17 protein-coding genes are annotated in these 18,917 nt (G+C 59.3%); 9 read left to right on the top strand and 8 right to left on the bottom strand.

Annotated features, from left to right (window positions below; translation table 11 throughout):
- Positions 1-21 precede the first annotated feature (21 nt).
- Complete coding sequence (gene chlP / locus CYB_RS08385) at positions 22-1,242, top strand: geranylgeranyl reductase (protein WP_011433360.1); 1,221 nt, start codon at positions 22-24, stop codon at positions 1,240-1,242.
- A gap of 7 nt (positions 1,243-1,249) precedes the next feature.
- On the opposite strand, the gene CYB_RS08380 is transcribed toward chlP, so the two are convergent.
- A complete protein-coding gene (locus CYB_RS08380) occupies positions 1,250-2,098 on the bottom strand; it encodes a hypothetical protein (RefSeq protein ID WP_041436575.1) in 849 nt (282 codons plus the stop codon).
- Between the two features lie 391 nt (positions 2,099-2,489).
- Between CYB_RS08380 and CYB_RS08375 the strand changes: the two genes are divergently transcribed.
- The 4 genes from CYB_RS08375 (at position 2,490) to CYB_RS14530 (ending at position 6,934) form a co-directional block, all read left to right on the top strand.
- On the top strand, positions 2,490-3,716 hold the full coding sequence (locus tag CYB_RS08375) for an RNA-guided endonuclease InsQ/TnpB family protein (RefSeq protein WP_011433358.1): 1,227 nt from the start codon (positions 2,490-2,492) through the stop codon (positions 3,714-3,716).
- 78 nt (positions 3,717-3,794) lie between these two features.
- Positions 3,795-5,141, top strand: coding sequence for a protein translocase subunit SecD (gene secD, locus CYB_RS08370; RefSeq protein WP_011433357.1), 1,347 nt, complete (start codon positions 3,795-3,797; stop codon positions 5,139-5,141).
- On the top strand, positions 5,138-6,139 hold the full coding sequence (gene secF / locus CYB_RS08365) for a protein translocase subunit SecF (protein WP_011433356.1): 1,002 nt from the start codon (positions 5,138-5,140) through the stop codon (positions 6,137-6,139). Before secD ends, secF begins: the two co-directional genes overlap by 4 nt.
- 52 nt (positions 6,140-6,191) lie before the next feature.
- Positions 6,192-6,934 (top strand): IS5-like element ISSoc13 family transposase gene (locus CYB_RS14530; RefSeq protein WP_148202736.1). Its coding sequence is split into 2 segments (ribosomal slippage): positions 6,192-6,510 and positions 6,510-6,934, totalling 744 coding nucleotides; the frame shifts between segments, so codons are not numbered across the junction.
- Positions 6,935-7,025: 91 nt separating this feature from the next.
- On the opposite strand, the gene CYB_RS08350 is transcribed toward CYB_RS14530, so the two are convergent.
- Entirely contained in the window at positions 7,026-8,954 is a 1,929-nt protein-coding gene (locus CYB_RS08350) for an FAD-dependent oxidoreductase (RefSeq protein ID WP_238376728.1), read from the bottom strand.
- 140 nt (positions 8,955-9,094) lie between these two features.
- On the opposite strand from CYB_RS08350, the gene CYB_RS08345 reads away from it, so the two are divergent.
- Positions 9,095-10,297, top strand: coding sequence for an argininosuccinate synthase (locus CYB_RS08345; RefSeq protein WP_011433352.1), 1,203 nt, complete (start codon positions 9,095-9,097; stop codon positions 10,295-10,297).
- Between the two features lie 101 nt (positions 10,298-10,398).
- Positions 10,399-10,878 (top strand): hypothetical protein, encoded by a 480-nt coding sequence (locus CYB_RS14105; RefSeq protein WP_148202735.1) that lies wholly within the window; start codon positions 10,399-10,401, stop codon positions 10,876-10,878.
- A 15-nt stretch (positions 10,879-10,893) separates the two neighbouring features.
- On the opposite strand, the gene ahcY is transcribed toward CYB_RS14105, so the two are convergent.
- Complete coding sequence (gene ahcY / locus CYB_RS08335; RefSeq protein ID WP_011433351.1) at positions 10,894-12,174, bottom strand: adenosylhomocysteinase; 1,281 nt, start codon at positions 12,172-12,174, stop codon at positions 10,894-10,896.
- A gap of 94 nt (positions 12,175-12,268) precedes the next feature.
- On the opposite strand from ahcY, the gene ruvX reads away from it, so the two are divergent.
- A complete protein-coding gene (ruvX, locus tag CYB_RS08330) occupies positions 12,269-12,781 on the top strand; it encodes a Holliday junction resolvase RuvX (RefSeq protein ID WP_011433350.1) in 513 nt (170 codons plus the stop codon).
- Between the two features lie 140 nt (positions 12,782-12,921).
- Complete coding sequence (locus CYB_RS08325; RefSeq protein ID WP_011433349.1) at positions 12,922-14,139, top strand: NAD(P)/FAD-dependent oxidoreductase; 1,218 nt, start codon at positions 12,922-12,924, stop codon at positions 14,137-14,139.
- On the opposite strand, the gene proC is transcribed toward CYB_RS08325, so the two are convergent.
- From proC to speB, 5 genes are all read right to left on the bottom strand, one after another.
- Positions 14,136-14,939, bottom strand: a complete 804-nt coding sequence (gene proC / locus CYB_RS08320) for a pyrroline-5-carboxylate reductase (protein ID WP_011433348.1) — start codon at positions 14,937-14,939, stop codon at positions 14,136-14,138. The two genes, CYB_RS08325 and proC, sit on opposite strands and share 4 nt — an antisense overlap.
- A 5-nt stretch (positions 14,940-14,944) precedes the next feature.
- A complete protein-coding gene (locus CYB_RS08315; RefSeq protein ID WP_011433347.1) occupies positions 14,945-15,520 on the bottom strand; it encodes a cell division protein SepF in 576 nt (191 codons plus the stop codon).
- A gap of 578 nt (positions 15,521-16,098) precedes the next feature.
- Positions 16,099-16,782, bottom strand: a complete 684-nt coding sequence (locus CYB_RS08310; RefSeq protein ID WP_011433346.1) for a YggS family pyridoxal phosphate-dependent enzyme — start codon at positions 16,780-16,782, stop codon at positions 16,099-16,101.
- A 103-nt stretch (positions 16,783-16,885) separates the two neighbouring features.
- Positions 16,886-17,734 (bottom strand): prohibitin family protein, encoded by an 849-nt coding sequence (locus tag CYB_RS08305; RefSeq protein ID WP_011433345.1) that lies wholly within the window; start codon positions 17,732-17,734, stop codon positions 16,886-16,888.
- Positions 17,735-17,806: 72 nt separating this feature from the next.
- A complete protein-coding gene (gene speB, locus CYB_RS08300) occupies positions 17,807-18,730 on the bottom strand; it encodes an agmatinase (RefSeq protein ID WP_011433344.1) in 924 nt (307 codons plus the stop codon).
- Between the last annotated feature and the right edge of the window lie 187 nt (positions 18,731-18,917).

The raw sequence follows: 18,917 nt of genomic DNA, 5'->3' as shown, positions 1-18,917 counted from the left end.
ATTTGCATCGAGGAGAGCACCTTGAGTCTGAGAGTTGCTGTTGTGGGGGGCGGCCCAGCCGGAGCCTCTGCTGCCGAAGTTCTGGCCCAAGCTGGAATCGAGACCTTTTTGTTTGAGCGGAAGCTCGACAACGCCAAGCCCTGCGGGGGCGCCATTCCCCTCTGTATGGTCTCCGAGTTCGACCTCCCCGAGGGGATCATCGACCGCAAAGTGCGCAAGATGAAGATGATCTCCCCTTCCAACTATGAGGTGGATATCGCCCTCGAAAAAGAAAACGAGTACATCGGCATGTGTCGCCGCGAGATCTTGGATGCCTTCTTGCGCAATCGTGCCCACCAAAAAGGGGCGGAGCTGATCAACGGCAAGGTAATGCATCTGGAAATCCCCCAGAATGGCCGGGATCCCTACATCCTGCACTACAACGATTTCTCTGACGGATCGAGGCAAGGGGTGCCGCGTTCTTTGGCTGTGGATGTGGTGATCGGGGCGGATGGGTTCCACTCCAAGGTGGCAGAAGCCATTGGTGCTGGCGACTACAACTATGCGCTGGCCTTTCAGGAGCGCATCCGGCTCCCGGACGACAAAATGGCCTACTACGCAGAGCGGGCAGAAATGTATGTGGGGGACGATGTTTCTCCAGACTTTTATGCCTGGGTGTTTCCCAAGTCCAACCATGTAGCCGTGGGCACCGGCACCATGAGGGCAAACCAAGCCCACATCCAAAAGTTGCAAGCTGGGATCCGCGCCCGTGCTGCCGAGCGGATTCGAGGAGGCCAGGTGATCAAGGTGGAAGCCCATCCGATCCCAGAGCATCCCCGCCCGCGCCGCGTGGTGGGCCGTGCTGCTTTGGTGGGAGATGCGGCGGGATACGTAACCAAATCCAGCGGCGAAGGGATCTATTTTGCCGCCAAGTCAGGCCGCATGTGCGCCGAGACCATCGTCGAGACCTCCAACGGCGGCAAGCGCATTCCCACAGAGGAGGATCTAAAACTGTATCTCAAGCGCTGGGATCGCCAATACGGCCTGACCTACAAGGTCTTGGACATCCTGCAGCGGGTGTTCTACCGTTCCAATGCCACCCGCGAAGCCTTTGTGGAGATGTGCGCCGACCGGGACGTGCAGAGGATGACCTTTGACAGCTACCTCTACAAGACGGTAGTGCCCATGAGCCCTTGGGTGCAGTTCAAGATCACGGTCAAAACCCTGGGCAGCCTGATTCGCGGCAACGCTTTAGCCCCCTGAGACAACCCTACTGCCACTGGAAGGTCACCGTGACGCGATCCCAATTGGCCTCGGTTTTCAGCACACTGGCGGAGGCCCTTTGTCCGGGGGGCACGTCGCTGGGCTCAAATGCTGCCACTCGCGTATCGACAACTTCTTCTCCCCGATAGAAGGTGAAACGAGCACGGGCGTTGAGAACCGTGCGGGTGCTGCGGTTGATCGCTTCCACGCTTAGGCGGCTACCGGCCCCCACTCGTTCTTCCCGAATGGATCCCACGATTACAAAATCTCCTGGGCTAGCGGCAGACTCGGCTGGGGTGGCGGTCGGAACTGGGGTGCCAGGCTGTGGGGCCGTCTCGCTTTGCTTGGGATCCGACTGCCTCAGCAGCTCCAAAACACGGGCCAACTCCTGCTGAAAGAAAACAAAGGCTTCCCGCGATTGGTTGGCCACCTGGGCCAAGATCAGTCGATCCGACTCCTCTACCGGAATTTCCAGGAGGGGAGCTGGCCCTTTTAGGGTGACTCGGATGCTGGCGACTTCTTGGTTGATGAACTTATCCAGGTAGGGAAAGATGTTGAGAATGCAATCTTGGAAGGATCCCATCGGCATGATGCGATTGTTGGTCAGCACTAAGTCGGCCCGCTCACAGCTAGTCCGATCCTCCATATCAATTTCCAAGGGCACCCGAAAGGAGCCGAGGCTGGTGTTGGTGATGGTAACCCCAATGCCGTACACCTCCTGCCGCCAGCCGTGAATGATCTCCAGGCTGGGGCTGGTGACTTCCTCGGTGAAATACTCTCCGGCCCAGGTCGGGGATCCCCACAGAGGCAGGGCCAATAGCAGCACAGGGAAATGGCAGGTCAGTCTCCCCTTCACCTCAACCTTCCTTGACTCAACTCGCCGACTTCGGGGCAGAGCAGCGGTGTTTCCTGCTCTCCCGAGATGGCAATAGCCTAACCTAGGGCCGGCGAAACCAGCGGGGGCAGTCTTTAGCCACAGAGCGATCTTTTCAACTGCAACACCGACAGCTTGGAACCTCATCCGCTCTGCCCAAAGCGATAATCCGGTGCCTATCTTCATCAAGCTGGGGGTTGCCTTGGCGGTGGATCCCAAGGGCCATTTTGTCGGGGCAGCGCCACGGGCTCTGCTGTTTTCCGCTGGGATCCCGTCTGCGATAGGATCAGAAAGTTCAGCTTACTAGCGCAGGAGCCCCGCCCTCTGTCCGTAGGACGAGGGTCGGGAGGAATGCGGAAGTTACGATAGAACCATGACCCAAGTCCTGACCGTCTCCTGCAAGCTCAAGGTGTCCCAGTCGCAAGCCGCAAAGTTGGATGCGACCTTGGATGCCTTTGTGCAGGCGTTGAACTGGGTCAACCAAAACACACCAGAGAAGGTAGTTAACGCCGTTAAACTTCAATCTCTGTGCTACCGCCAAATCCGGGCCCGGTTCGGCTTGTCCAGTAACTTGGCTCAGCAGGTCTGCAGATGGCTGGCCGGTGCCCGTAAAGTTGCCCGACAGAAAAACCGTCCGGTCAAAGCGTTCAAGAGAGGCTTTGCGACCTACGATGCCCGTATCTTTTCGTTTCGCGAGAAAGACTGGACGGTGTCGCTGAACACCGTTGGGGGTCGAGAGCGCTTTGAGCTGGCGATTGGCCGTTACCAGAGAGAACAGTTGGCAGGCTCCAATCCCAAATCGGCCACTCTGGTCAAGCGCAAAGACGGTTCCTACTCCATTCAAATCTGTGTGGAAACGGAACCGTGCCCACTGCAAGGCACGGATAGAGTGCTGGGCGTGGATTTGGGAAGGACGGATATTGCTCATACATCGGAAGGAGATAACTGGAATGGACAGCAGTTGAACAAAGTCCGAGACCATCACTCGCGGTTGAGGGCGGTACTCCAACGCAAAGCCAGTAAGGGCACCCGCAGTTCGCGGCGCAGATGCAGAGAACTGTTGCAACGGCTGTCTGGCAAGGAAAGACGCTTTCAGTCGCGTCAGCGTTGCGTAGCAAAAACGTGGGTCAATCATCGCATCTCCAAAGCTATTGTCTCTAGGGCAAAGGCGACAAACAGCGCTATTGCTCTGGAAGACTTGACAGGGATTCGGGAAAGGGTCAATCAACAGCCACGCAGCAAAGCCGAACGGCGCAGGGCCAACAGTTGGGCGTTTTATCAACTCCGTCAATTTTTGGAGTACAAGGCTCTGCGTGCGGGGGTTGCTCTGATTCTTGTTCCGCCTGCCTACACGTCGCAGACCTGCCACCGGTGTTTGCACATTCATCCCGACCCTGCGCAATCCTACCGCAGTGGAAAGAAGTTTAAGTGTGGACACTGTGGATGGAAAGGGGATGCGGATTTGAATGGTGCGAATGTGATTGCGCTTTTGGGGGCTGCTGTAAACCAGCCTAGAGGTTCGGGCTTGTTTTGTTCTCTGGTAGAGCATAACAGGCTCAGGGCTACTGAAAGCCCGCGCTACACTGCTAAGGCGGTGTAGGGTCGGGTAGTTTACAAAGTGCCAAAATCCTAAGAGCCTCAGATCGAGTGCGACCGTGTTCCTCACCTTCTCAGCAGTATGGCTAGATCCTCAGCGTCGTGGCTCAGTCGGCTCTCCTTTTTGCGAGGGCTGATCTTCATCTTGGCCGTGGTGGTTGCCCTCGTTTACTTGGGCTTCAGCCGGGAGGTTCGCCTTGGCCTTGACCTCAAGGGAGGAACCCAGCTCACGCTACAAGCTGTGCCCACCGAGGAGGTGCCTGAAATCACCCCCGAAGTGATGCAGGGGGTAGAGGCCGTCATCCAGCAGCGGATCAACGGGTTGGGGGTGGCTGAGCCTCTGGTGCAGATCAGCGGCCAAGACCGCCTGTTCGTGCAGTTGCCGGGGGTGGCGGATCCGGATCGGGCCATTGCTCTCCTTGGAGATACAGCCCAACTGGAGTTTCGCAAGGGCTTGGTTCCCGTCGGCGCGCTGCCCCGCAACGAGCGGGGAGAGATAACAGCGGGGGAGGATCCGGATACTCTGTTTGAGCGGGTCGGCCTCACCGGGGATCTGCTGCGCAATGCCTATCCCCAAGCCCCCCGCCGCGGATCCCAGAGTTGGGAGGTGCTGCTGGAGTTCAAGCCGGAGGGGGCAGAAAAATTTACTCAGCTCACCCGAGATCTGGCCGGAACAGAACGTCCATTGGGCATTTTTCTGGACGACGTGTTGATCAGTGCCCCGATCGTGGGGCCGGAGTTTGCCCGCACCGGCATCACCGGCGGGACGGCGGTGATCACGGGCAATTTTACGGTGGAAACCGCCACTGACTTGGCGGTCAAGCTCAGGGCAGGAGCGCTGCCGGTTCCCATTCAGGTGATTGAAAATCGCACTGTCGGGGCCACTTTGGGGGAAGTGAGCGTGCGCCGCAGCCTCTATGCCGGGATCGGGGGCCTGGTGCTGGTTTTCCTCTTTATGGTGGCCTACTATCGCCTGCCAGGGCTGATTGCGGACATTGCTCTGCTTATCTACGCCCTCTGTACCTTTGCTCTCTTCCAACTGCTGGGGGTAACCATGACTCTGCCGGGGATCGCCGGCTTTATCCTCAGCATCGGCATGGCGGTGGATGCCAATGTGCTGATCTTCGAGCGCATCAAAGAAGAGTTGCGGGCCGGCAAATCCATCTACAAGTCCATTTCGGAAGGGTTTAACCGCGCCTTCAGCAGCATCCTGGACAGCAATGTGACTACCCTTTTGGTCTGTGGCGTGCTTTTCTGGCTGGGGATGGGACTGGTGAAAGGGTTTGCGGTAACCCTGGGCATTGGCATTCTGGTGAGCTTCTTTACGGCCATCACCTGCACCCGTAGCCTGCTCTTGGCGGCAATGGGGATCCCCAGCTTGCGCAAACCTGAGTTTTACGGCGTTCGGATGGAGACAGCTCAATCATGACGGCTCAAGAGCTATCCCCCGTAGATCCCGCCTCTCGGTTGCTCGACTATCGCTTCGACATTGTTGGACGGAGCAAGCTGTGGTTCAGCTTGTCCTTGGCGGTGCTGCTGGTGGGGCTGGTCAGCATGGCCTTTTCCCTAGCTTCTCTGGGAACCCCCCTGCGGCTGGGGTTGGATTTTTCCGGCGGCACTTTGCTGGATCTGAGCTTTGAGCGGCCTGTCACCACCGAGGAGCTGCGGCGGGCGCTGCAGGAACACAACCTGGGGAGCAGCATCATTCAACTGGACACCCAGACGGGCCAGGAAGCCCTGATCCGCATGCCCCCTTTGTCGGAGACGGAGCGCTTGGCCGTGGAAGCCACCCTGCGGCAGGAGGTTGCCCCCTTCCAGCGCAACCTGGTGGAGACAGTGGGCCCGACGGTGGGTCGTCTGCTCCTGCGTTCCGGCATCGTGGCCGTGCTCATCTCTTTCGGGCTCATCGTGCTGTACCTGGCCCTGCGCTTCCAGTGGGATTACGCGGTGTTTGCCATTGTGGCGCTGCTGCACGATGTAGTGTTGACGATAGGGCTATTTGCCCTTTTGGGCCTGACGGTGGGTATGGAGGCGGACAGCCTGTTTGTGGTGGCGCTGCTGACCATCATCGGCTTTTCCGTCAACGACACCGTGGTCATCTACGACCGCATCCGCGAGAATCTGCGTCTGGTGAGCCGCAAGGTCAGCCTGGCCGAGGTGGTAAACCTATCTCTGAACCAGACCTTTGCCCGCTCCCTGAACACCACTCTGACGACGATGCTGCCCCTAGTTGCCATCGCCATTTTCGGGGGAGCTACCTTGAAGGGGTTTGCCATTGCCCTGCTCATTGGCTTTACTTTGGGGGTGTATTCCAGCATTTTTATCGCCAGCCCCCTGTTGGTGTGGTGGCGGCAGCAGCGCTATGGCAAAAGTAGCGAAGATGCCCGCGCAGGCAGGGATCCCGATTCACTTCCCTCTGAGGGCTAGGTCGTGTTGATCTTATGTTAGGATAGAGAGAATAATTTATAGAGGAAAGAGGATGAAGTTGGTTTTTTTAGATGAAAACAAATGGCAGAAGATATTGGCTTTTTTACAGACAGAAGAGAGAGTTAACATTGGGAAAGAAGCAAACTGCAAACAGTTTATTGAAGCAGTTCTTTGGATAGCCCGTTCCGGTGCTCCTTGGCGCTACCTCCCAGAAGGATATGGCAAATGGTACACCATCTATCAAAGATTCCACCGGTGGAGTCGTTTTGGAGTGTGGGAACGGATGTTCAAGTATTTTATTGACGACCCTGATTTAGAGCATCTCATTATTGATTCAACCATGGTTCGAGCGCACTCCTGTGCTGCCGGAAAAAAGGGGAGCAAGCTTTGGGGAGAAGCCGAGGCGGATACAGCACCAAGATTCATGTGAGTGTAGATGGGTTGGGAAATCCGCTGGAATTGAGAATAACTGGCGGGGAAAAGAGCGATATTACTCAAGGGGAAGAATTGATAGAGGGCTGGCAGAGAAAGGATACCAAAGTAATTGGGGATAAAGGATATGATGCGGATAAGTTGATTGAGAAGATAGGGGAAGCTCAAGCGGTTATTCCGCCTAAAAGGAATAGAAAGACGCAGCGGCATTATGACAAGCATCTGTATCAAGAGAGGCATTTAATCGAATGCTTTTTTCATAAGTTAAAGCAGTACCGGCATCTATTTTCTCGTTTTGACAAATTGGCCAGGAACTTCTTGAGTTTTCTCTATCTCGTCAGTGCTCCCTTTTGGCTCAAATGAAAGATCAACACAACCTAGGGCCCCGATATCGGAAAAATTGGGTCGATTGGGTGGGGATCTGTCGTTCGCGCTGAGACGGTGTCCTCTGGGTTCACCATTGCAGTCTTTGCCCATGGGAGATCAGGTAGCGTTGTAAATCGGCCATTTTGCCTTGCGGCACGATCTGAGCTGGGGTCAAGCTGGGATCCTGGCTGTGCAGCCAAGCCACGGTCAGCCCTACCGCCGAGCCGATGGTCCATTCACCGTAATGCACGCGGGTGGCGGCGTTGACAATGTGGCTGACGGCGATCCCTTTGCCGCCGATGAGCAGGTTATCCACCTTCTGCGGGATCAGGGCTTCCAAGGGAATGAGAATGGGACGGACGGAAAACTCGTTGACTGGCGCGGAGCTGGCCGAAAGAGAGGGCTCCCAGTTGCGGTAGCGACAGCCGTGGATATCGATGGCGTAGTGGGTAACCCCCACCACGGTAGGTCTGAAGTCCCGCCCCCCGGCGGTGCCGACGCGAATATCCTGCTCCAACATCAGGAACTCTGCTTGGCCGTAGGCAGCTCGCCCCAGGATGCGCCGACCTTCGCGGATGTAGGGGTAGAGGCTAAGGCCGGAGCGGGTGCCCAGCAAGGACTCTTCGGCAAACACCAAGGACAGGGGATAGCCGCTGCGGGATTGGGTTTCCATCAGCCACTCGGCAAACAGCAGGGCGTGGTTTTCTCCATCTTTGATGGCCGAGACATCCAGGCCCCCCAGCCAGTTGTGGCGCTGCCCCGAGGCCACCAGCCGCTCTTCCGTCAGGATCAGGGGCGGGTTCATGATCCCCCAGTCGTTGCCGCGGTTCCAGTTCACCAGCGTCAGGTCGCCTGGAACAGGCGTGCTGTAGAAGGGATCCCGGCGACCCTTGCTGACGATGCGGCGGTAATTGAAAAAGCTCTGGCCGCTGAAGGTGGGGAAACCTTCCATGTCGAACTCGCGGCGGTGTTCGGCGCGGGAATAGCCTGGTTGCAGTTGGGCCAGCTCGGCGCGGGAGCGACCGCCATCGTCGTGGATGGCCAGCACGAAGGGAAAGGTAAAGGCTTGAGTGCACTCCGGGTTGCTGGCGGGGGCGGCATTGGGCTCGCCGGTCACATCGTGCCCTTCCGAACCCAGCCGATAGGGGATCCCGGCCCAGCCCACCAGCTCTCCGGTATCGGTGGCATCGATCACGAAGAATGGGCGGCCCGGCGGCGCTTGTAGACGCAGCACTCGCTTGGCGAACACCTCCGTTTCCTGCCAACTGTACCAGCTCACCAGCTCCCGCCACAGCCGTCCCGGCGGCACAAAGTTGGGATCCCGGGGTTGCCGCTGCACAGCGTAAATGCTTTCAATCTGGGATCCATCGGCGCTGAAGGTGGCCCCCTTAAAAGCCGTTTGGGTAGCCCAGCGGCTGTTGGGGGCATTTTGAGCTGCCTGTTGCAGCCAGGTTTCCACCGCCTGCAGCCCCGCCTGAGGCGGAAAACACAGCCCTCCCACCCAGCAGCTGTTGATCTCGGATACGCGGGTTCCCGGCGGGATCCCTGTCCAGGCCGGCAGATGCACCGGCTGGCTTTCGATCAAGGCCTTGAACTCCAGCCAGTGGCGGGAAAAATTGCCCCGTTGCCGCATTGGCAGCGATTCATCAATGGCCGATACCCCCTGGGAGGTGATCTGCCCCCCCAGCCAAGGGGTGAGCTCGATGAGACAGGTCTGCACCCCCCCTCGCATGGCATGGCCTGCCGCTGCCACCCCTCCCAGGGATCCGCCCACCACCACCAGCTCGCACTCCCAAATCTCGTCCGGCTGCGGCAAGGGATCCAACAAGGGCCAACCGTGGGCGGTAAAACGGGGCACCTCCGGCTCGGAGACGGCAACAGGGGATCCCACCTCTGGCTGGGAGAGGGCGGCAAACCCCATCCCGGCCACAAAGCTCAGCAGCGACAGGATCCCCAGCCCCACAGTTCGCTTGGGCTCAGATCCCCGGCACGCCGCAGCCGTCTTTTTGCCAGCCATGCTCACTCACACCCCCGGCCTTTCCCCGGCAGGAGAAATCCCCTTGAGAATAGCTGAGGAAACCGACATTGAGGCCAGCCAGGATCCCTGCCACAGGGCATAATGGGCTAGCAACTTTTTAACGGCAACGGCGGGATCCCATGGGACGGGCAAAGAAGGTGGTATTGGCCTATTCAGGCGGGGTGGATACTTCCGTCTGCATTCCCTATCTCAAGCACGAGTGGGGGGTGGAATCGGTGGTGGCCCTGGCAGTCGACTTGGGGCAGGGGGCGGAGCTGGAGGCCATTCAGGCCAAAGCCCTTAGGGCGGGGGCAGAGCAATCTCTGGTGCGGGAGGCTGTCCAGGCCCTCATTACCGACTATGCCTTCCCGGCCATCCAGGCCAACGCCCTCTACGAGCAGCGCTACCCCCTTTCCACGGCCCTGGCCCGACCCCTGATTGCCAAGCTGCTGGTGGAAGTGGCGGAAGAGGTGGGCGCCGATGCGGTGGCCCACGGCTGCACCGGCAAAGGCAACGACCAGGTGCGCTTTGATCTGGCTATTGCTGCTTTAAATCCCCAGCTCAAAGTGTTGGCCCCTGCCCGCGAGTGGGGGATGACCCGCGAGGAGACCATTGCCTATGGGGAGCGCTACGGGATCCCCATGCCCGTGCAGAAGTCCAGCCCCTACAGCATCGACCTCAACATTTTGGGCCGCAGCGCTGAAGCCGGCATCCTAGAAGATGCCGACCGGGAGCCGCCGGAGGAAGTGTATGCCCTCACCCGGCCTATTTCCCAGACACCCGACGAGCCCGCCTACGTGGAGATTGAGTTCGAGCAAGGGATCCCTGTCGGGCTGGATGGGCAGCGCCTTGGCCCCAAAGCCCTCTTCGAGCAGCTCAACTCCTTAGCTGGCCTGCATGGGGTGGGCCGCATCGACATGATTGAAAACCGCCTGGTGGGGATCAAGTCGCGGGAGATCTACGAGTGCCCTGCTCTAATGGTCTTGATCCAAGCCCACCGCGAGCTGGAAAGCCTCACCCTCACCCGCGATGTCATCCATTACAAGTACGGCATCGAGACCACCTACAGCCAGTTGATCTACAACGGCCTTTGGTACTCGCCGCTGCGGGAGGCTCTGGACGCCTTTATCCGCGCCACCCAGAAAAGCGTCACCGGTGTCGTGCGGATGCGGTTGCACAAGGGCCAGGCAGTCTGTGTGGGTCGTCGCTCTCCCTACTCTCTTTACAACCCAGAGCTGGCCACCTACGGGGAAGGGGATCAATTCGACCACCGCGCCGCCGAAGGCTTTATCTACATCTGGGGCCTGCCCACCCGTGTCTGGGCCCAGGTGCACCGGGGCTAGGCTGAAGTGGTGATCCCACTCTCATTCCATTGGATGGATCTCTGGACAACCTGTTGGAGTTACCCAAACGCGCCTCGGCGGAGACAATGAGAGGGGCAGCTATGCCTGAAGCCAACATCCTCATTGACTTCGCCAAGGTTGGGGGGCTGGAATCCTTAGCGAGGTTGGCAAGTCTGGAGGTGCTTGACGTGGTACTGGCAGAAGTCGATGACCCTTGCAAGTCCCAGGTTCTTGCTTTGGGCGTGCAGGTTGTCCAGGTGCAGGAAACGTGGCTTCCAGAGGCAATGGTTCTGAAGAAAAGTGGGTTGTCGATAGCTGACGCATTGTGTCTTCACTACTGCCGTACCAGCAGCTCTACGCTCCTCTCCAACGATGGCCGGTTGCGCAGAGCTTGCGCGGAGAGCGGCGTTGTCGTCCACGGCAGCCTTTGGGTAGTGTGTGAGCTCCATAACCAAAAGGTTTGTCTGTCGGAGGTACTGTGCAACTGGCTGGATCGCTGGGAGAAGGAGTTGAAAGCTCGCCTCCCTGCTGACGAGTTGGCCCAGGTGCGACAGGTTTTAGGATGTATCTCAGGTTCGTAGCGCCAGCACCCACCCTCAAGTCCCGGCAGTCCAGGTGTTGCCGTACTCGATCTGCTCGGGGGTGAGGCTGTCGATTTGGATCCCCATGGCCTTGAGCTTGAGGCGGGCGATGGCCTCGTCCACCTCGAGAGGAATGGGGTGAAGCCCTGGGGCCAAGCGGCCCCGGTTTTTCACCAGGTATTCGCAGGCCAGGGCCTGGTTGGCAAAGCTCATGTCCATGACGCTGGCGGGGTGCCCTTCGGCAGCAGCCAAGTTAATCAGGCGGCCTTCCCCCAGCACCACCACTGACTTGCCCGACTGCAGACGGTATTCTTCCACAAAGGGGCGCACCGTCTGTCGGGAGACGGCCCGCTCCTGCAGCGCCACCAGGTCGATTTCAATGTCAAAGTGGCCGGCGTTGCAGACCATCGCCCCATCCTTCATGCGGTCGAAGTGCTCGCCGCGAATCACGTGCTTGTTGCCGGTGACGGTGATGAAGATGTCCCCCAGAGCAGCGGCTTCTTCCATCGGCATCACCCGGAAGCCGTCCATCACCGCCTCCAGAGCCCGCACCGGGTTGACTTCCGTGACAATCACCTGGGATCCCATGCCGCGGGCCCGCATGGCCACTCCCTTGGCGCACCAGCCGTAGCCAGCCACCACCACCGTCTTCCCGGCCAGAAGGATGTTGGTACAGCGCAGGATCCCGTCCAGGGTGGATTGGCCGGTGCCGTAGCGGTTGTCGAACAGGTGTTTGGTCTCGGCGTCGTTGACGGTCATCACCGGGAAGCTGAGCACCCCCGCCTTGAGCATGGCCCTAAGGCGCACCAGGCCAGTGGTGGTCTCTTCCGTGGTGCCGATGAGCTCCGACAGTTGCTCCTGACGGTGCTGCACCAGCTCCGCCGTCACATCTCCGCCATCGTCGATAATCAGGTTGGGGCGGTGATCTAGGGCAATCTGGACATGGCGGCGGTAGGTGGCCACATCTTCTCCTTTGAGGGCAAACACCGAAATGCCATGGTCCGCCACCAGGCTGGCGGCCACATCGTCTTGGGTGGAAAGGGGATTGCTGGCAATGAGAACGCTATCCGCCCCCCCTGCTTGTAGAGCCAGGGCCAGGTTGGCCGTTTCGGTCGTAATGTGGCAGCAGGCCACCAAGCGCAGCCCGGCAAAGGGCTTTTCTTGAGCAAAGCGCTCCCGGATCTGGGCCAGCACCGGCATCTCCCGCGCCGCCCACTGGATCCGTTGCTTGCCCAGGGGGGCGAGGTTCAGATCTTTCACTTCATGCTTCGGGAGAGACAGGGTAGCGCTGGTCATCGAGTGTTGCTCCAAACAGGGTCATCGAGAGAGGATAGGGGAACGGAAACTGCAAGCCCCAAAGGGGGCCAGGCAGCCATAAAGATCAGCAAGGATGTCGATAAGCCTGAACTATTCTGCCACAAGGGATCCCCTTTCAGCGCTGGGGCTGGATGTAGGCAACCGCCGCATTGGCGTGGCCGGCTCCGACCGGCTGGGGCTGCTGGCTACTGGCCTGGGGGTGATCCAGCGCCGTTCCCTCTCAGAGGATATTGCCCAAGTGCAGGAGTGGATCCGCCGCCGCCAGGCCACCGTGGTGGTGGTGGGGATCCCCCTTCTGGCGGATGGGTCGGTGGGATCCCAGGCCCGCAAAGTCCAGCGGTTCGTGCGCGCTTTGCAGGTGGCCGTGGATCTTCCCATTGTTACCGTCAATGAATACCTGAGCACCGCGCAGGCGGAGTGGGATCTGCGCGAGGCAGGGATCCCGGCCAAAGCCCAGAAGGGCTTAATCGATCAGCAGTCGGCGGCGGTAATTCTCCAAACTTGGCTGGACGAGCGACGGGCTTCCCTGTCAGAAGTGCCGGCTTGGCAAAGCTGGGGCAACAAAGACTACGCTGGAGAAGTCTAGCCGGGAAAGTTTAAATCAATTCAAGCCCAAGGTGGGCCATCCCTCGTTGCCCCTTCTGCATCAGCAGGGTGTGATTGTTAAGTCGGGGCCTTTCGCGCAACTTTGATAACGTCTGATAACGTCACGTGAACCATCCGAGCATGAATCGCATTTGCATTCTTGGGGGCGGCTTTGGCGGGTTGTACACAGCTTTGGAACTGAGCCGGCAACCCTGGCCAGAACCACCCCAGATCACCTTGGTCGATCGGCAGGAGCGGTTCGTCTTTGCCCCCCTGCTTTATGAGCTGCTCACCGGAGAAATGGAAGACTGGGAGGTGGCCCCCCGTTTTCAAGATCTGCTGCCCCCGGGATCGGTGCAGTTTCGCCGCGGATCTGTCCAGGCCATTGACCCTCAAGCCCGCCGCGTGGAGCTGGAAGATGGGCAGAGCTTGGAGTACGACGCGCTGGTGCTGGCGCTGGGGGGAGAAACCCCTCTGGAGAGCGTTCCGGGAGCGGCGGAGTTTGCTTTTCCCTTTCGCACCCTGGCAGATGCTCAGCGGCTGCGCGCCCACCTGAAGGCGTTGGAAGACCGGGATCCGGCTCAGCCTGTGGCTCTGGCCATTGCAGGAGCAGGGGCTAGTGGCGTGGAATTGGCCTGCAAATTGGCGGATCGGCTGGGCTGGCGGGGACGGATCCGCCTCATCGAGTTGGGATCCCAAATCTTGTCCGGCTTTGCTCTCTCCAGCCGGGAGGCGGCCCAAGAGGCGCTGGCCCAACGGCGGGTGCAGGTGGAGTTGCAAACCAAGGTCTTGGGCATCGAGGCCCTTGGCGAGAACGGCGCCCCTCCCTTCCATCTGCAGCTGCAACGGCTGGAGACCCAGGAGATCGCCACAGATCTTGTGGATGCTGTGCTGTGGACTGTCGGAACCCGACCGGCAGCGGTGATTGCCAATTTGGATCTGCCCAAAACGGAGCGGGGACGGCTACAGGTTTTGTCCACCCTACAAACCCCCACCTTCCCAGAGATCTTTGCCTTGGGAGATGCAGCAGCGGTGGTGGATGCGGAGGGCAAGCCGGTGCCGGCCACAGCCCAAGCGGCTTTTCAACAGGCCGGTTATTGCGCCTGGAACCTGTGGGCTTTGCTCACCCAGGAGCGGCCTCTCTTGCCCTTTCGCTACTTTTCTCTGGGGGAAATGCTCAGCCTGGGGGTGGATACGGCGGTGCTTTCTGCCCTTGGCGGCCTCACACTGACCGGCCCCCTGGGCTATTTGGCCCGGCGAACTGCCTATTTGGTGCGCCTGCCCACACTGGAACACCAGCTCAAGGTGGGATGGAATTGGATCACCCGCCCCCTGTGGCAAGGGCTGCTGGCCCGCTAGGATCCCTGTAACTGGCAAGAGCGCTCGTAGGCCGCTCGCACTGCCTGCATCAGGGCTCCCCGCACCCCCGCCTGCTCCAAGGCTTGGATCCCGGCAATGGTCGTCCCCCCTGGACTGGTGACCCGGTCTTTGAGAACGGCAGGGTGCAGATTTTCTTGCTGCAAGAGGGCAGCAGTACCCGCCAAGGTCTGCAGGGCCAACTGGGTAGCAATGGGACGCGGCAGCCCCACCTGTACCCCTCCGTCGATCAGCCCTTCCAGAATCACCGCCAGATACCCCGGCCCGGAACCCGAAAGTGCCGTCACCGCATCCATCTGGCTTTCGGCCACCGTCACCACCTCGCCCACCGCGCGAAACAGCTTCTCCACCTGCTCCACCTGCATAGGCGTCACCCCTGGCCCGTAGCTGATGGCCGTTATGCCCGCCCCCACCAGCGCCGGCGTGTTGGGCATCGTGCGCACCACCTTTTGCTTGGGAAAAGCCTGCTGCAACTGCTGCAAGGGGATCCCGGCCATAATCGAGATCACCAGCTCTGTGGCGGACAGCCGGCCCATCTCAGCCACCACCGTCGGGAAGAGCTGCGGTTTAACGGCCAGAAACAGAATCTCAGACTCTCCCGCCTGGGATGGATCCGCCAACAATCGGATACCCAGCTCCTGCTGCAGGGCCACAGCCTTATCCAGATCAGGCTCCCGCAAGGCCACCTGCGCTGCGGGATAAACTCCCACAGCTACCCAACGCCGCAGCAGGGCGGATCCCATGGCTCCACCCCCGATAACACTTAGCAGTGGCCGCTCCATAGCAACTAGTGCTGACCTACTGCCTGCAGATGCTCATAGGTGCTGGGCCAGAGGGGGGTAGGGCTTTGCAAAGGGCGCTGCAGCGGCTGCACCACTTGGCTACTGGGGGTGGAAACCATCACCGTGCTGGGGGTGAACAAAAAAATGTTCTCTCCGATGCGCTCTTGGTGGCCATCGATGGCGTAGGTGCCGCCGGCAACGAAATCCACAGAGCGCTGCGCCTCAGCGGGATCCATCAGGGTCAAGTTCATGATCACCGTCTTGCGCTCCCGTAGGTACTGGATAACCTGAGCCATCTCATCGAAGCTGCGCGGCTCCATCACCACCACTTCACTGGTGGGTGGGTTTACGCCCGGTAATCCAATCACGTTGCTCCCCATACTGCCCCCTGCTGAGCGATCCCGATGCTGACTGCGCCGATGGCCCCGCGACTCTTCTCGACCGGCAGAGCCCTCCCCCGCTTCCACTCCCCGTTGCCGCCGCCCTCGCGGAAGGGTACTCACTTCCTCCTCTTCGGGGGGAGCAGCCGGTTGGGAACGGCGTCCCTCGTAGAGCAGTTGGTAATCATCCTGCCCTTCCATTTCAGAGTACTCCTCCAGGCCGTCCACGGGATCATTCAGACCCACAAAATCTCTTACCCTGCTCCAGATTCCATTGACATTCATATGCACATCCTCACTACAGGTCATGGGTTTACGGCGAGCGTAGGATTCAGGCTCTTGATTGGATCCTGAGTGGCTCACTCAAGCTAGGGGGCGTCCTTTTATTCTCGGTCAAAGTCTTTCAATAGGCTGAGACAGGGTTTGCTCAGAAAGCTGCCGAAGCGAGTGGGGGCTAACGCAGGTTAACAAAACCCCATTGATTCGACGAGTAGAGTTTACCCAGAAGAAGTGAAGATGTCATCCCGCTTGCCAAGCCGTTGTTTGGCAGGATTGAACTCTGCTCCCCGTCTGGATTGAGCCCACGTTAACGGAAGTAACGCAAATGATTACAAATTTCCCCAAAATTTCCCCAATAGGGCAAATCCTGGGCGGGATCCCCCCACTTTTGATTATCCAAGCCGAACTCTCGCCCCAAAGGTGCCCCGCAGGGCGACTGGGGAGTTGCACGGCTTTACACAAAATTTAATCACAATTTAACGGCTTCACAGAGGTCACATCTATTCCTGCTCGGCGTCGGCAAACAAAGCACGCCCCAGTCGGATCAAGTTAGAGCCTGCTGCCACCGCCAGGAGGTAATCGTCGGACATGCCCATGGAGAGGGTGTGCACCTGCAGATGTTCATAGCCGCTGCGCTGGATGTAATCGGCCAGTTCGGCCAGCTTGCGAAACAGGTCTAGGGCCGCCTCTGAGCTCAAGCCCAAAGGCAAAATGGTCATCAGGCCCACAATTTGCACCTGCAGCAGTTGGTTCAGTTCGGGGAGGCTCTGCAACAGATCGGGGATGAGCCAGCCGAACTTATTGGGATCCGGAGCCAATTTAACCTGCAGGCAAAGCTTGGGGGTGAGGTGCAGCTCCCAGGCTTTTTGGTTGATCAGCTTGGCCAGGCGCAAGCTATCGACGCTGTCGATCCAGGCAAATTGCTTGAGGGCCGGTTTGACTTTGTTGGTCTGCAGATGCCCAATTAAGTGCCAAACAATGCCGGTCAGATCCTGCAGTTGCCCTTGTTTGACGGCGGCTTCTTGCACTCGACTCTCCCCAAAGTGGCGGATCCCAGCCCGATAGGCGGCGCGGATGTGGTCGGCACTGTAGCCTTTGCTCACTGCCATGATCTCCACATGGTCTGGGATCTGGGCTCGGATGGCCTGAATGCGGCTGTGGATGAGCTGCTCGTCAAGGGGCATCGTCAGGTCAGCAGGCCGGGGATCTCTATCCCCATTCTCGTTCCAATTGGCAACAATGCTCTAGGATAGATTTTTGCAGAACCCAGAGCCAACGGGCTGTCCGCTACCGCTGCCAGGGATCCGGTCGGGAGATGATCACGCGGGTGCCGGGCGCCAGTTTGCGCGCGTAGTCCAACTGCACCACTTCTGGGTTTTGCTTCAGGGCTTCCCCCTGGAGGCGAATGGCTTGGGCTTCTCCTTCTGCCAGGATCACCAATCGTTGTTTTTCCAGCTCTGCTTTTTCCACGAGGAAGCGTTCCCGCTCTTTCTCTTGCTCGGCAATTTGCTTTTGCTCGATGGCCGTTTGGAATTGGTCGGAGAAGCGGACATTGCGCAGCAGCACGTTTTGCAAGATCAGGTCATTCTCAGCAAAAATGCTGGAGAGCTGCCGCTCCACATTTTCCTGGATCTGCTCGCGTTCTTCCGAGAAAACGGCGATGGCGCGGTGCAAAGCCAGTTCATTGCGCACCACCGTCCGCACCTCTGGGCGAATCACTTTGTCCACGTAGGAAGGGCCAATGGTCTGGTGCAGGTGGGCCACTTGGTCGGGATCCAAGCGAAAGCGCACCGAGACATCGAGGGAGATCTGCTGGCCGTCGGCGCTGAGCACTTTCAACGCATCATCCCCCTGGTTTTCGGAGCGTTGAGAGGCCATAGTGTAGGTTTGGGTGCGCACGTCGTAGAAGATAGGCGTTTCCACCAGCGGCAGCAGGAGGTGCAGCCCTTCTCCCAGCGGCTGCGGCTTCAGCCCCGTCAGGGAGTTGAACACCACGGCCCGTGTGCCGGCAGGCACCACCACCAAGCACTGCAGCAAGGTGGCCAAGAGGATCAGCAGCAATGCCCCACCCACCAAGGGAATCCAGGACAAAGCGGGAAGTTCAAAAGCAGGACGACGGGGGTGGGCCGATTTCACAGGTGTGTTACCCAAAAACCTAAAGAACTCGAACAGGTGCCCCGGGGATGGCCGGCCAAGCTCTTCTTGAGCTTAACCCAAGGCCGCAGCCAAGATCTGATAGGCCAGTTTGGCGACCGTGAAGGCGCTGCGGCGATCGGTTTCCCGTTCCCCCGTGACCGACAGCTCGACCACATCGGCGCCGACAATTTGCCGTTGCTGTCCTAGCGCCCGGATCAGCTCCACCGTCTCCCACCAGCCCAAGCCGCCGGGTTCGGGGGTACCGGTGGCCGGCACCACAGCGGGATCCAGCCCATCCACATCCACCGTCAGGTAAACCTGGGGGCCCAAGGTGGCGATCACCTCTGGGATCCACTCCTGGGCTGGCTTGGTGTGCAAGCTGTGGGCAAAAAAGGTGTGCAGACGGCGCTCGCGAATGGCCTGGCGGTCTTCGGCGCAGATGGAGCGGATCCCCACTTGGGTGAGGCGGCTGCCCACTTGCTCCACCACGCGGGCCATGGCAGAAGCATGGGAATAGCGGGATCCCTCGTAGCTATCTCTCAGGTCGCAGTGGGCATCGATTTGCAGGACGTGCAGCTCCGGATAATGGGCCAGGTGGGCAGCAATCAGGGGCCCGCTGATGGAGTGCTCCCCACCAATGGAAAGCAGGAACCGCCCCGGTCTCACCCACTCGGCAGCGCGACGCTGGATTTCGGCCATAGCCAGCTCCTGGGCGGAAGATCCCAGACCTTCCAACTCCACCGGGGGGGCCGTCCAGTAGCGGGAGATCTCTTCCGAGAAGTCGGGGTGAAGAGCTGGCTGGCGATCCCGTACCTCGTCGTAGATCTCCACATAGGCAGAAGCCTGCAACAGCGCCTGAGGGCCTTTGGCGGTGCCTTTGCCATAGGAGGTGGTGGCCTCGTAGGGGACGGGCAGGAGAATTGCTTGGGCCATCTCCGGATCCGGCTCAGGCAGGCCCAGGAAGGGGAAGGGAGAGCGATACATGATGGCTTGCAAGAAGGGATCCCTATTCTATTGAATCTATTGAAGAATTGTGGTGAGCCAAAAGGACTGGGATGATGGGGTAAAGAGGGATCCCTTGTGGGATTGAGGCAAACCCTCTAGACTGAGCAAAGGCTTCCCCAAGCCCAGTTTTAGCAGCCATTTGTTTTCACTCCTCTTAGACTGCCTTTCCACAAGCTGA

The sequence above is a fragment of the Synechococcus sp. JA-2-3B'a(2-13) genome (genome assembly GCF_000013225.1).
Taxonomy (GTDB): domain Bacteria; phylum Cyanobacteriota; class Cyanobacteriia; order Thermostichales; family Thermostichaceae; genus Thermostichus.
This window is presented reverse-complemented; position numbering and strand designations above follow the sequence as displayed.